Annotated in this window: 17 protein-coding genes; 7 read left to right on the forward strand and 10 right to left on the reverse strand. The window is 61.4% G+C overall.

Annotation, left to right across the window (positions count from 1 at the left end; genetic code table 11):
- Positions 1-236 precede the first annotated feature (236 nt).
- From U5A52_RS16505 to U5A52_RS16515, 3 genes are all read right to left on the reverse strand, one after another.
- Positions 237-515 carry a hypothetical protein gene (locus U5A52_RS16505; RefSeq protein ID WP_321935417.1) on the reverse strand — a complete coding sequence of 93 codons (279 nt, stop codon included), beginning with the start codon at positions 513-515 and terminating at the stop codon, positions 237-239.
- A 72-nt stretch (positions 516-587) separates the two neighbouring features.
- Complete coding sequence (locus U5A52_RS16510) at positions 588-902, reverse strand: DUF2623 family protein (protein ID WP_321935418.1); 315 nt, start codon at positions 900-902, stop codon at positions 588-590.
- A 2-nt stretch (positions 903-904) separates the two neighbouring features.
- Complete coding sequence (locus tag U5A52_RS16515; protein WP_321935420.1) at positions 905-2,122, reverse strand: hypothetical protein; 1,218 nt, start codon at positions 2,120-2,122, stop codon at positions 905-907.
- A gap of 272 nt (positions 2,123-2,394) precedes the next feature.
- Here U5A52_RS16515 and U5A52_RS16520 point away from each other — a divergent pair, with 272 nt between their 5' ends.
- The 5 genes from U5A52_RS16520 to U5A52_RS16540 all read left to right on the forward strand — a co-directional run bounded on the left by U5A52_RS16520 (position 2,395) and on the right by U5A52_RS16540 (position 4,788).
- Complete coding sequence (locus tag U5A52_RS16520) at positions 2,395-3,006, forward strand: hypothetical protein (protein WP_321935421.1); 612 nt, start codon at positions 2,395-2,397, stop codon at positions 3,004-3,006.
- An 80-nt stretch (positions 3,007-3,086) separates the two neighbouring features.
- Positions 3,087-3,704: a hypothetical protein gene (locus U5A52_RS16525; RefSeq protein ID WP_321935423.1), complete on the forward strand. Its 618-nt coding sequence runs from the start codon at positions 3,087-3,089 to the stop codon at positions 3,702-3,704.
- Between the two features lie 131 nt (positions 3,705-3,835).
- On the forward strand, positions 3,836-4,072 hold the full coding sequence (locus U5A52_RS16530; RefSeq protein WP_321935424.1) for a hypothetical protein: 237 nt from the start codon (positions 3,836-3,838) through the stop codon (positions 4,070-4,072).
- A gap of 18 nt (positions 4,073-4,090) precedes the next feature.
- Complete coding sequence (locus U5A52_RS16535; RefSeq protein ID WP_321935425.1) at positions 4,091-4,261, forward strand: hypothetical protein; 171 nt, start codon at positions 4,091-4,093, stop codon at positions 4,259-4,261.
- 50 nt (positions 4,262-4,311) lie between these two features.
- Positions 4,312-4,788, forward strand: a complete 477-nt coding sequence (locus U5A52_RS16540; RefSeq protein WP_321935426.1) for a hypothetical protein — start codon at positions 4,312-4,314, stop codon at positions 4,786-4,788.
- Between the two features lie 179 nt (positions 4,789-4,967).
- On the opposite strand, the gene U5A52_RS16545 is transcribed toward U5A52_RS16540, so the two are convergent.
- The 7 genes from U5A52_RS16545 to U5A52_RS16575 form a co-directional block, all read right to left on the reverse strand.
- Positions 4,968-6,041, reverse strand: coding sequence for a hypothetical protein (locus U5A52_RS16545; RefSeq protein ID WP_321935427.1), 1,074 nt, complete (start codon positions 6,039-6,041; stop codon positions 4,968-4,970).
- A 252-nt stretch (positions 6,042-6,293) separates the two neighbouring features.
- On the reverse strand, positions 6,294-6,521 hold the full coding sequence (locus U5A52_RS16550; RefSeq protein WP_321935428.1) for a hypothetical protein: 228 nt from the start codon (positions 6,519-6,521) through the stop codon (positions 6,294-6,296).
- A gap of 537 nt (positions 6,522-7,058) precedes the next feature.
- A complete protein-coding gene (locus U5A52_RS16555; protein ID WP_321935429.1) occupies positions 7,059-8,513 on the reverse strand; it encodes a hypothetical protein in 1,455 nt (484 codons plus the stop codon).
- A 462-nt stretch (positions 8,514-8,975) separates the two neighbouring features.
- On the reverse strand, positions 8,976-9,734 hold the full coding sequence (locus U5A52_RS16560) for a hypothetical protein (protein WP_321935430.1): 759 nt from the start codon (positions 9,732-9,734) through the stop codon (positions 8,976-8,978).
- A gap of 112 nt (positions 9,735-9,846) precedes the next feature.
- A complete protein-coding gene (locus U5A52_RS16565; RefSeq protein WP_321935431.1) occupies positions 9,847-10,701 on the reverse strand; it encodes a hypothetical protein in 855 nt (284 codons plus the stop codon).
- A gap of 331 nt (positions 10,702-11,032) precedes the next feature.
- On the reverse strand, positions 11,033-11,389 hold the full coding sequence (locus tag U5A52_RS16570; protein ID WP_321935432.1) for a hypothetical protein: 357 nt from the start codon (positions 11,387-11,389) through the stop codon (positions 11,033-11,035).
- Positions 11,379-11,669, reverse strand: a complete 291-nt coding sequence (locus U5A52_RS16575; protein ID WP_321935433.1) for a hypothetical protein — start codon at positions 11,667-11,669, stop codon at positions 11,379-11,381. The genes U5A52_RS16570 and U5A52_RS16575 overlap by 11 nt, the downstream gene beginning before the upstream one ends.
- A gap of 304 nt (positions 11,670-11,973) precedes the next feature.
- Here U5A52_RS16575 and U5A52_RS16580 point away from each other — a divergent pair, with 304 nt between their 5' ends.
- Both U5A52_RS16580 and U5A52_RS16585 read left to right on the forward strand, forming a co-directional pair.
- Positions 11,974-12,411, forward strand: coding sequence for a hypothetical protein (locus U5A52_RS16580; protein ID WP_321935434.1), 438 nt, complete (start codon positions 11,974-11,976; stop codon positions 12,409-12,411).
- A gap of 333 nt (positions 12,412-12,744) precedes the next feature.
- Entirely contained in the window at positions 12,745-13,164 is a 420-nt protein-coding gene (locus U5A52_RS16585) for a hypothetical protein (protein WP_321935435.1), read from the forward strand.
- Positions 13,165-13,171: the final 7 nt, after the last annotated feature.

Here is a 13,171-nt window from a genome sequence, read left to right on the forward strand (position 1 = left end):
CCTTGCGAGTGATACTCGAGTTCGTTGGCTCTCCGCTTTAAATCGATCTTTTGGGACGGTTCGCGTCGCCGGTTGCGGTCCGCGAAGGTCGTTATATAACCTCGGCGTTTTCAGGGTGGCGGTCGGGTCTGACCGACGCGGACCCTATCCTGGAGCGGGGGGCGAAGAGACAAAAAGGGCCGCCAGAGGCGGCCCCATCTCGGTCACGTTGACAGTATCAGGCCGGACAGGATTGCTCATCCCTCAACGGCGTCGAGGTTGTCCTCGACGATAACTGCTGATCCTTCTTCAACCTTAGCCGGGTAGATCGTCACGGAGCCCTGGAGCAACGTCGATTCGACCAGGATTTTGAAGCGGTCTTCGGGATCGAAATAGATGTGCAAAGCCTCGTATTGAAAGTCACCGTCGCCGAGATTACGGGTACCGTCCTCTTCGAGGCCGAACTGCGCTCCCTGGATGCTCAGTCGCTCCCCTGCACATTCAACGAGGATGGATCCTTGGATTTTTAGCGTCATCGGGTTCACCTGATCGTTGACGGCAACCGGCCGTCATTCGGGGCGCGCGAGCGCCTGGTGTCGTTTATGTGTTTACGTGCGTGCGTCAGAGTGCGCATAAGCCTGGCGGATGATGTGTTCGTGCTCGTCGGTCATGCGCATGGCTTCGAGCACGTCGTCCAGTTTCACGCCAAAGCGACTGCCGAGCGCGCCGGCAGTCGCCGCGGCGGCAGCATGGCTCGCGCGCTTGACTGCCTCGCTGAAGCTGCGCCCCACGATGAAGCCGAGCTGGTACTCATGAACTCGCGAGCAGAACTCGAGTGCTGAAGGGTCTTCTTCTGCCTCCGCGCCGTGTTCGAAGCCCAGGTCAAAGGGTGTCTGCCTGCCGCAGATGAGTTGGACGCCCATGATCAAGCCCCTTCGAGAGGTGACGCCGGCGAGGCGCCTGCCGTCAGCATGATGGTCGGTCGGCGCATCAGCGCCCAGGTGCCATTGAAGGCGCGCAGTCCCAGGGTTGCGCGGTGCGTCAAGAGGAACTGTTCGAGCGCTTGCACGGCGACAACCCCGTCCTGGCTCCCGGGCCGCGGCCGCGAATCCTTGTTCAGCTCGCTCGCAGTAAAGGTGGTACTACCGCTGTCGTAGCGAGCGCGGAGGGTGTCGACCAGGTGTCGCGCATGCGGACCGCCATCGGGGCAGCGGTGCGGTGCGTTTGCGCTCGCTGGTGCGAAGACATCCATGCAGGCCGGGCACACCGCCGCGCGCTGCAGCGTTGTCACAGGTGCCCCGATCACTTCCGCCAATGGGCGTTGGCCACGGGTGAACGGCTCCGCTTCACGGTACGACGTGGAGGGGATGCCACTCATGCGCCACTGCGACCCCTCTCGGTAGTGCAGGATTGGCGAGAACACGCTGTAGTTCGGCAGCTGCCGGCGCCCGGCGCTGACGTAGGGCTGAAGCAGGCAGAAGCCGAGGCCGATTTCGGCGGAAAAGGGCTTGTTATCACGCATGTGCACCCAGTCGACGAAGGCGGACTCGAATTCGCGCAGTTCGCGTGGCGGGCGTTGCCACAGATAGGTCGCGTCACGCGCGACGACCTCCGCGATGGTGCCGTGCCCGCCTGGTCCCAAGGCGCGCTCGGGGCCCATCTGTGCAAGATGCGCGTCGAGACTCGACATGGCTTCGGGCAACAGGCCCGCCCCGATCGCGACCGACGCGTGCACCGGCGGGAAATCTGGGTCTCGCAGCGCCTTGAGGATGCGCTCGCGGGTGGTCGCCAGTCGCTGGTCGAAGACGACGGCCTGCATGTCGATGCTCAGCCCGGACTCGCGGACCACGTCATTGGTGATAGCGGCGAGTTGCTGGGCTTTCCAGTCATCGACCTTCGCAATGCCCTTGATGCGCTCAATCGTCCACTTCAGATGCATATGCGCCGGCGTCTCGCGAGTCAACTTTGGTGCAGGGGCGATAATGAACGGCGTGGCGTACTCGAACGCGAGTTGTGCCGTCCAGAAACCATAAGTGGAAACGATGAGGTCAGGCCCAGTGGAAGGGCCTACGCGAACGCCTTCGCGTGCGAACGCGGCGATCAGCGCCTTGCTGACCGGCTTGAGTAACAACGAGGGTTGCATGATCACTCCATGCAGCCGGGCGCGTCCTGGGAAAGCTGTTGCCGTTCACGCGACGCCCCGAGCTGACTGGAAAGTTGTCATGCCAAAAGAAGGTGGGCTACACGACGACGTTCAGAATCCGCAGTTAACCGGCAACGGTGTCGGTCGGGAAAAACGTCGCGGAGCAAGAATAGCGCGGCCCGCGCCAACGTGTCAATGCACTCGCGGCGTGCATCAAGAGTGGGCAGATCACGGCAAGCCCCCGAGGGGTGGCCTGGTTCCGGCGAAGCCGCATGGCCGGTGTGCCCTCTATCTCTTCGCCTAATTCTCCAGAGGTCGCTTTCACTCCGGGCGATCGCCGCACGAGCTGCCGCCACCGGCGCCAGCGGACGTATATCGCTGTCGCCCTAAAACTTTTCCTCCAGAAGCCGTACAGCTTCGGTGGTGCTGCGCGCGCCGAAGGCGAGGGCGCACCCTGCCGGGTTCACGTTGGCATGTCAGTAAAGGAGCTGAAGGTGGGGCAAACATCAAAATCGGGGTCGCCGATGAACCTCGGCGTATTCGCGTTCTGGATTCTCGTCGGCTTGGCCGCTGGCGTGATGGTCGGTTTCCCGGCACCTTTATGCATGTCGATTTGCGCGGTCGGGACAGCCATAACGGTAGTGGTCTACACAAAGGCACCCGCGCCGCTGCTGAGCGTGGTGGCGATCAACCTTTGGCTCGTGGTCCGGTATGTCATCCTGGCGCGCGCGGAGATCGTGGAACTGGTATTGCGTGACCCGGACGTGAGGATTTTTCTGCCGGTCTTCTCAACATGGTCGTTGGTCGTGCTTGTATGCGTTTCGCTCCTTGGTTCGTTCGCGAACTACAAGGTCTGGCGCGGCGCCGAGCACTCGGGTGAATAGAAGATTCGTCGAGCCCGGTGAGCGTCCCCGCTCAACGGCGCATAGCTGATAGACAACGTTTCCAGAGACAGAGGCAGGTCATGATGCAACCGGTGGAATTCCCAGATCTCCATTTTCTCATCGAAGGCGGGAAGGCGCTCGAGCTGTGCAGGTCGTTCGTCGCCGAGCGCCATCGTGCGTTCGATGCGTGCCAGTCGCTGGCGCGGGAACTCGGCGTTATGCAGTTCACAACGGACCTGCTCGACGGCACGATCTCACGGGTGAGGTTTCAGAAGGCGCCGCATCCCGACTTCGGTCGCGCCGACCGCAACGGCATGTGCGCACCACGCAAAGGTACGGAGTGGGAAACGCGTTTCAGGGCGCAGTTGGGGCATCCAAACGAGGCGCTGCTGATCCAGGAGGCGCTCGGCGTGCCCTGCGCAATCAGCTATCACAACGAGACAGGATCCGGGAGCGCGCACGTCGGCAACATGCTGTGCGAATGTGGCTTCCTTTACCCGAATGAAAAGGGTCCGTACGCGATGTGGATACCGGACGTCGAGTCGCAGGTCGCGCGGTACCTCGCTGCCGGATTTGCTGTCGACGAACCTGCAATGTCGTTTAAGGCAGAGTTCGAAGGGTGCTGCAGGATCATGAGCGCCGGGTGGGAATTGCTCGTCGCGCAATACAACCACGACGCAGCTTTACGTGCGGCCTGAGTGACGACAGGAATTTGACCATGAGTCCAACATCCGAAGCATCCGATCAAGTACTTCCTTTAAATCGCACGAAGACTTCAAGCGCTATCACAGAACCGCGGGCAACTACGCCCTTAGTCAGATAGGAAACGATGATGAAGCTGATCGGCCATATTTTTGTGTTTATCCTGTATATGGGAGCGCCTTTGATAATCGGTGGCTATCTGGTTATGGATGCTTTGGAGGCAAGGCCAGAGTCCGTGGCATCGTTGGGACCGCTGGCTGGCCCCCTGTTGCTCGCGATGCTGGTGAACGCAGGCGCGCTTTTCTTCTGGCGACTCCACTATGTGAATTCGAACGGAAGGGACCGTCGTAGTTACGGCAAGTAATCTGCTAGGGAAAAAAAGATGACATGGTTCAACGAAATTCCTTCGCTTCGGCCGGTGGACGCTGCCGACGCGAAGATGATCGAAGAATTCCTTGACGATATGCGCGATAACGTCGTGCCACAGATCGAAGAGGAAGTCTTCCAGCGCGAACGACGCTGGTCAGAAGCGGTCAGAAAGTACGCTGGGTAAAAGAGCCGATTTGCATTCGTTGGCGGCAACGAAACTGTTGACACCCGAAAATGAACAACACCACACCAATCCTTTTCGCGCCGATCTTCACCTGCGTGGTTCTCGCGTTTGCCTGGATGGTCGCGCAGAAGATCCAGCACGCGACGGTTCAATACGCAATCGGCGTCATTCGAAAGGTATTGATCGTATTCCTGATCGCGCCTGCGTTGGTCTTTTTCCTGTGGCTTGGTGCCGATTGTGGATTTAGCGGGAAGGCGGCGGCGTCCGGGTGGTATCTCTCGATGCACCCAGAACTCGTAAACAAGAATCTGAAGTTGCCGACCGTAAAGGACAGCCGCGGACAGATCATCGTGTCCGAACCGAAAGACGCGGACGAACTGATCGAGCGAATCGGTGGTGGAATCACCATGACATACTTGCTCGGGGTCTTCGCAGGCGTCGCATACGTGTTCCTGCAATGGATGATCCTGGGGGAAGGCAAGCCAGCCATCGTGGCGAAGGCTGGCAACGGTGAGCAGAACACATAGGAAAACGAGACAACGCTGCCCGTGAAGGGAGTTCGCGCGGATTCCCACGCCCGAACAGCCCTACGAGGCGCATTCATTTGCGTACTCCAGGAGGAGGGCTACTTCCGCGGCCCTGCCATGGTATCGAGGGGAAGACATCACCGGGGCTTCGGGCTCGGTTCAGCGCGCCATGTGATCCCTCAGCGCTTCGCAGGTGCCGCTTCGGGTACTTCGTAGATGCGCTCTTCTTTCGCGTCGCTGGGTCCACCCAGCACTGCCATTGGCATGATCCAGCGCACCCGCCGAAGGCTGTAGCCGGTGCCATACGCCTGGTTGCGCCAGTGGCCGCGCCGCCAGGTTCCTTCACGAGGCGCACTTGCTGATCGCGCGCCGAACATGTCCCCAACCCTTAGCACCCGTCGATAGCCCATGGCATTGAGCTTGGAGCGGGCGCGTGCCACTTCCTTGGACGTGCCTGCGTCCGCTTTGCCGATCCACTTCTCGGGCGTCCCCGGCTGCCACCGCTCCTCGACATCGCCCTGGTACGCCGTGATGAAGCACAGCGCGTTGACGATAAGGCTGACCGCGCGGCGGTAGGCATCCCGATTTTGCTCGAGGTGTGTGAAGAGTGCGGCGATCTCATCAGCGTCGTCCTTCGACAGGCCGCCGGCGAGCGTCTTTGTCATCGATGCGTGCTCTAGATCCTTGTAGTCGTCATCGAGCGAGGCGTCGATTGCTTCGCCGAGCGGTCGCTCCCAGTATTCGTACATGAGGCGCGTGTCGAAAAACTCCTCATGTCGGTCCCACCACGGGGTATCGGCAGGCTGGGGCGCGGTAAGCACAAAGCGCAAGCTTTGACCAGGGAAGTGAATCAGCCACGCACCAGTCACCAGCACGCCGCTATGCAGGCGGATATCATGCCGCGCGCCGAAAGCCACGTACATGACGTCGAAGGGTAGGTGCAGGTCACTTGGGCGGATTTCACCGGGGTCAGACCGATCGAGCGCTTCCGTCAGGGCGTCGTTCAGGTCGTAAATGATGCTTCCGCGGCGCAGCCACTCCCCAAAAGCGAGCGCGCCTTGAGCCTCGCGGGTCCTACGCCCTATTTTTGCGGCAGGGGCGCCAGGGGTTCTCGAGAGCGCATCGCTATATGCGCGGAAGAACAGTTGGCTCCCCGTTGCCGACAGGTCGTTTGCGGTCACGGCGCGGGAGAAGACCTCCGCCCAGGGGCGGGTGCGGCGGAAGAACTGCGGATAGTATTCGCGGGCGGACATTTCGAAAAGGGCGGAGAGGTTCAGCGACCCGGCGCAACAAGGCGGCAGGCGCGGTCAATACCCCGTAGTTTACCAGGGCGAGCGAGGGTGCAAGCTGAGGAAGCGCCACCCGAGCGTGAGAGACGGACCTCGAACTCGGCCAAATACCGGAACGATCTCCTCTCGTGCGAAGACACTGGCGACACTGGCTGTGCAAGCATTTTCAGCATCGAGCTGGCGCGCAAGGCGAGCGGCGCGCTGGCAGCGTCCATTTCAAAGGCCCGCCCAGCGATATGCCGCAATGCGCAGCACGCCTTCTGAGATAACGGCACTGGCGTCAGCCAGCTTCAGGCCGAAGCGCTCGTGGATGTCGCGCGCAAGCCCGCGCATGGCCCCTTCTGGCATGATTCCGGTTTCTCGCTGGACCTTGTAGTCACGCAGGACACGTCGAAGATCGTCGTCGGAAATGCTGCTCAGGAATTGCTCTACCTTGTTTGCCATACAAAATGCTCCACAGAAGCGTGTGATTGTCGGTCTAGATTGTCTGCACTGCAAACTAAACTGCAGACGTGCAGCTCAGGTTGGAGCGACTTTCCCCACGGCGCACGAAACCTGGCTGCCAGGAGCCCCTTGGGGCGCTCGTGGCGTCCGGTGTCTCCAATCGAAAGACGCTCGGCCCACGCCCGGTCTTTTGCGTTGTCGCGAACGCACAGCCTGTGAAAGGAGAGGGTTTCGTAGAGCGCGCGATCGTGCGCATGGTGGCGCTCCTCCGTGTGCCCGCGCAAGACGCTTCGTGCTGGGGGGCCGGCGTGCGGGAAGCTGTGCCGCGCTAACCACGTCACACCGTGATCGCGAAACGCCCTGCAACCGGCGCGCCGACAGTCATCGAGCGCAAGGTCGATGGTGCCACTCATCTCAACTCTCTCCGTGAAGGTTGGCCACAGATGGCACGATGAGAGTAGGGTAGATGGGGCCCGGTCTAACGCAAGGGCACCTTGCGCGCTACGCGATCAACGCGGGAAATGACGGGGCGGCGGTTCATTCCCAGACGTGCGCATTTTCGATTGCACGAATCATGGCGTCGCGGCTGGGTTCGCGAGCGACAAGACGGTAGACGCTCGGGTAGATCCTCGCGAAAAGGGGGGAGCTGTGCAATGTGAGCGACAGCGCCGGGCTGAGCGGAGTGGCAGCCCCCGACGCCACAACCTGGTCCAGGAGGTCGCGGCGGCGCGCGACATTCCCCTGGGCGACCATTGCCTCGAAGAGAACAACCTCGTGTTCCCAGAGATCCTCTTTGTACGACAGATTTGCCGCGGCTCGTCGGCGGCATCGATTTCCGCCGCTACCCTCCCATTCAAGGAAGGTGAGCCGCTTGAGCAACCGCTCAATGACCGTAACGGGCGGGTCTACATCAAGCAGCTGGCCTAGTTCGTGGCGGGATTGCCGAAAGGCACGAACCCGGGCAATGCCCGCGATGAGCGTCTCGATGGGGATGGCGTGGTCAGCAGTCGCCATGATGCGCCGCGCTGCGGAGACGACCGGGTTGAGACCTGCATTTTCGAGACCAAACCAGAACCATTGCGCGCCCCGCAGGTCGGCGTCCTCCAGCCACTCGAACCCGTTTATCTCAGCAAGAACCTCCGGTATGGCCGCCACTTCCGGACCGCTCCACTGCTGTTCAATCGCATTCAGGCGAAGAAGCCCGATATGGGCGGCGCCGCACGCGCGAATCATTCCGTTTGCGAGTGCCCGCAGGGCGCTATGCTTCCCCGCAGTAGGAGCAGGTGCGTCGGGTGCATGGGCGACGAACTCGAAGCCAGTGAGTGTCTTCACTTTCGACACGGAGAGAATCTCGATGCCGAAAGCATCTTGCGCGAAGCCGATGGCCCCGTACACCGAGATCCCTTCCCCAAGCAATGGTCTGAGAAGTTCCCCCAGTCGATCTACAGAACACGGCAAGTAGGGCACGGCGGCTTTGGCCAGTTCCCGAAAAACGCGCGCGTCGGCCTTCTTCGCAAACCGCTCAGGGGTGATCGGGCGCAGGATCTGGGAAATTCGACCTTCCGACAAGGACAGGTCGCGGGCGATCCCAAGGAGAGTCATCGGCTCCGCCACATTGACACCGTAGCGGAGCGAGTAGATCGTCCGGCACCGTTCGCGCGCCTTATCCGTCAAACCTGTCGTTGAATCGAGCGCGCGTTCTGCGGTCGTGTCGATGATCCAACGGATTGTGCTCGTGGGAGCGGTATTTTCGGTCCCGAACGCGCGGCCCACGTCGTCCGACGTGCTTCCGAGGCTACCGGGCACCACTTTCAGCGCGAGCTCCCAGGCGCGGAGTTGATCCGGCGAGAAACCCTCGTCCGGAGTCCGGGTTTCCCACACGCGCAGTGCGGAGGTACTAAGCCCGAGGCGCACCGCGATCCTTACCCGGCTCTCACCAATCTCTTCACGGCGCTCAAATGCGCGCTGGCCGATGGTTTGTTCGGCCGGCATAGGCGGGGGCGAGAGGAGGGTGCCACGCCGAAGACCGAGCACGCGCTCCCAACTGCGTTGTTCTTCGCGTGAAAGATAAAGAGGGAAACCGGTTTTTTCCCATCTGATAACGGTTCCTGTGGACACACCTACAGCGCTGGCAACCTGGTGTATCGGCAATCGCTTCTGCTCACGACACAAGCGCGCATAGCGGCCCGCCTCACGATAACGATGGTCAGCGGATATAGGCGATATTGGCATCGAGGCGTATTTCTTTAACAGTGCCGCAAGTCCGGCGAAAAGCTTCAGCGGCGCGCCTCGAGGACTCGGCGCACCCGCCAGGAATCGGGCCTTCCAGGATGGGGAGTTACGGCGGTTAGACAGACGTGTGCGAGTCTATCAGCGGCGTGAGCCAGCGAACGCGATGAATAGCGAGGGAAATCCGGCTTTCCTCGACTAAAGAGTCGGGCCGGACGATGGCCGTCACATGCCCGAGCCTGGGCCGAAACCCCATTGGTTGCCGCCGATGTCCGGGGTGCCAATGCCGCCAATCGTAGGCAGGCCCGAGCCGGGATTTATCGCCACCGCCTCTTGTGGCGCGCCCGTGACGTGGTCGTTGCCCTGGTAGCCGGCGGGCACCTTCGGATCGCTCGCGGGGCCGTCTTTTTCGGCCACCTGGGGGACAAGTGCCCGGGCCTGACGTTTGAGCCACACGATATCTTCGTTGCACTCGATGCGCAGCGCCCCCTCGCGGATCTCGAGGCGTCCCTGATCATCTACGGGGGCCTGCGTGAGCCGGCGCCCGCGTCCGTCCTTGATACCCGAGATCCCTTCCTTCTCGATAAGCATGAGCAGGCGTGCCGCGTCCTCTAGTGCGTAGTCGATATACGCTTGAGGTCCGCCGACGAGGCAGGTGATGTTGATGTAGCGTCTGAAAATGTGAAAGCCCTCCCGCCGCACGCGCATTTCGAGCATCGCGTGCGCGCCCCAACCAGGGCCGTTCACTTTCTCAGCGAACTTCATCCCGAGCTTTCGCGCCGACAGGTCGATCGTCAGCACACCGTTCCGGCGCGAGAGCTTTCCCACAGACATGAGCCAGTCGTAGAAACGCCTCTGGCTGTCGGGGTGACCCAGGTAACATGACGGGCTGTGGTTGCGCGGACCGAGGGTCGTCTGGTCGAGCCATCTGGTCAGCGTACTTGCTGGGCCTGAGTTCAGTCGTGGTTCGTTTGTTCCTTCCATGTCCTCCCCTCCTGGATGTTCCGGTTCTCAGCGTCGGATTGCGCTCGGCGCATCGAAAACTGAGCCAGCTTTGCCGGCGTTACGACAGAAACTCGAAACTCGTACACACAAATCACACGGTTCCGAGCGCATGGTTGTAATGCGGGTAGAGGCAGTGCCCCACGAACCGCGTGTCGTTCGGCAGCGCGGAGCGCTTGACCGTGGCTGCCCCGCCAAATGCATTGCGCGCGATCGGTTCTCCGCGTTCGGTATAGAGATGGCAGCCATATCCCGCCACACGCACTGACCGGTCGTAGTTGTCGGTCCCAAGCAGGAGGAGGTCGCCGCCAGTTGAGGTCTGCACGACAGTCGCGAATGTCGTGAGATCCATGAATCTTGCATCCAACTCACTGGACTCGATTCGATGAAGGGCGAGCGTTTCGCGCAGCGTTGGCGCAAAAATCAGTAGGGCAGCAAGTGCGATCAGTGCCATGGCGGCAAAGCGGGCGCGCTGCCGGAGCATCAGGCGCGGCGGCATCCTCAAACCGGCGCTCGCGAGCAGTGAGAGACACAGCGTTGGTGCGAGCGCGAACGCGGCGATCGCGTAAAGCAGCCACGTGCCGACGGTTCGGTGCTCCACCCCGATGCTTCCGTTCCCAACAATGGGTTCGTCAAATCGGGTCTGCGTCCGGGACCCATCGGGGGCGGTGATCTGATACGTCTGGTGCAGGAGGCTGGGACTCACGCTGACGTCCGAGTATTCGCAGCCAGACGCAAATGAGATTCCATTGAGCCCCATGGATGGCGCGCATTGGTGATAGTCGTCGACGCCGACCCATGCGTGTTGCCGCTCGATCGTAAAGCGAACCGACCACAAAGCCAACAGCAGGATGCAGAAGCGAAACGCGACGGTAATTAGGTAGGTGGCGGTATCGTGCCAGCTATGCGCGCGCGTTTCACTCGACGCCTGAGGGTTGACGCTGAACATCAAAAAGTGACTCCGTACGCAAGAAGTTGACGCCTGGCTGTTCACGACGAACTGTGGGCGCCGGGGTGTTGGTATTGTCGCAAGCGCGAACAGTGGTGCAAGGCGCGACAGGACGTAGGATCACCGCGCCCGGATGACTGTGCTCGCGTCGGACTCGAACGCGTGTCCTTTGTTAAACGGCAGAAAGCCCAAAGGTTGTAGTGCAGCGGCCAGCTTTTTTTGCAACGCTTGGCGCGCTGGCGTTGGAGGTGCTGCAGCTTTGCCCCCGGGCAGGGGGCCGTTGCCATCCGCGCATGAAGGCCGCCTGCGCCACAGAAGCGCGCGCTTCAGGTCAATATCCAAGCAGCGCGCGCGCCGCACGCAGGGTCGCCGGTATCACCTCGCGCTCGATGCTCGTCAGTCCTCCCGCGAATACCACGGTGCTTGTCACCGTAAGAGTGCCGTCGCCGTTGAAAACGGTCGGCGCGCGCGTGTCGTGGCTATCGATCCAGCGGATCAGGCGCGCGATCCGCCCAGCGGTCTCGTAAGCCGCGGCGCCGCTGAAGTCTTCAGCCTCGACCGCCTCACTTCGGCAGCGATCACAAAACGCGACACCCACCACAATCGCGTGGGTGAAGTCATAACCGAGTCGTTCATGGGCCTCGGCTTCGGACATTGAATCGATCAGAAGCTCTTGTTCAGTCGCCATTGCGCGCTGCGGCCCCTTCGGCCGCCGCGGCGCCGATATCAACGGATCTTTGGATCAGGCGGCGGTCGGAGAGCGTCGTTGCTCGCTCTTCGGGGCCAGCAGTCTTGTGCGCGTCGACGTTGCCAGGCGCACCGCCCAGCGTGGCCGCGCGCGCGATGAGCGCCCGGCGCGTCGGGCCGCCATTCATTGCATCAAGTGTCATCCCGATCACCTGTGCACCGGCGCCCGCGAGCACCGCCAGCATCTCCGCCCTCAGTTGCGCCGCATTCGGCTTGCGCACCCTCGGCTTCGCCGTTGATATACGCTCGTCGAGCGTCCCTCTTTGCCTTGCTTGTCCCATTCCCGGCCCTCTTCAAGAGTACTGGCAGCGCGATCACGTGCCCAGGATGTTGAGTTGCGCCATCGCGTCCACGCTAACGGATCTCGACGGCAGGTCCCCCAGGATAGCGCATCCGCTCGCGATCGCAAAAGCACGACGTGTCCTGCGCTCCCCCTCACGGGCGAATATGTAACAGTTTTGCCGGCTTTGCGCTTGCGCTGCCATTTCCACATATGGGCAGGTTCGCCCGACATTGGAGATGACGATGAATCAATTCCTGCTGCGGCCGATCAAGCCGCTCAACAGGGTTACCGATGAACTCCTCGAACACATCCGCGCTATATGCGGCGTGCGCGTCATGCGTGTGCAGACTTACGTCGTTGCTGTGCAATTCGAGGGGGCTGCTGGCGAATTGATCTCGGTGCTGGCGGGCTCCGCATGGGAAACTCTCCACGTCGGGCCAACCCGCATCTACCGGATTCAGTCCGCAGCGAAGCGGGCGGAAGTCCAAGACACTGACGGTGCGCAGCTCGAGGGTGTACTCATGCACTTCGCGTGTGAGTGCGATCTTCCGACCCGCGCCCACCTTCACCGCTATATCGAGGCGTTCCCTCAGTTTGGAGAGGATCTCATCGAGTTCGCAGTAGGACTACTTCTGGATCGCCTCGATCCCGATCACGACGACTTAGGCTCGTGCAACTGAGAGCACCGGCACCGGGACGCCTCGACTATTTCGAGGCGTCCCGGCGGAGATAAACAATACAGGGCATCCCGTCGAATCCAACGATCGACATGTCGAACCGCCGCGCCGATCGACCCGACGCACCATGTACGAGTCGTCGAGCAGCCTCCACAGGACTCCTTGACCAGGACCACGCCTGTCTTGCCGATTCCGTCACCCTGGCGACTCCTGGACAGGTACGAAAAAATTGTGCCGGCCGCCCTAAAACTTCACATTCAAATGCCGTACGGGTTCCCGACATGCTCATTCGCGGGGCCTTGCGCCTGTCATAGGCGATGGGTCCCGGAACACTATTTGGTCTTCGACATGAATTTTTCGCTAACGGTCCTGAAATCCTGCGTCAGTGGTCTAGCCCTGGCCGCGGTCGCGTTTTCATCGCATGCGGCCGTGCCGGTCGAGGCCCGCGCGCATTTCCCCACATGCCAGGCCGAGTTCATGTCCGGCGGCGCGGACGAGTTCCGGCCGGAGCGCGTCGAGTGGTCGAAGGATCACGTGACGCTGGTCTTGCCCGAGATGACCGAAGTCCCCAAGATGCTCGCGCTGGACCGCGAGGGCAATTTCGAGATGCTCAACCCGCGCATCAGGCACACGGGCGACGGTGTGGCCTACACGGTGACGTCACCGCAGAGGACTATTGCCTTGCGACTTGGGCGGCTCCAGACAATCGTTCTGATCCGTCAGCGAGCCTGCGTCGACAACAATCTGATGACCTGAACGCGCC

Source organism: Paraburkholderia sp. J8-2 (genome assembly GCF_905220195.1).
GTDB lineage: Bacteria > Pseudomonadota > Gammaproteobacteria > Burkholderiales > Burkholderiaceae > Paraburkholderia.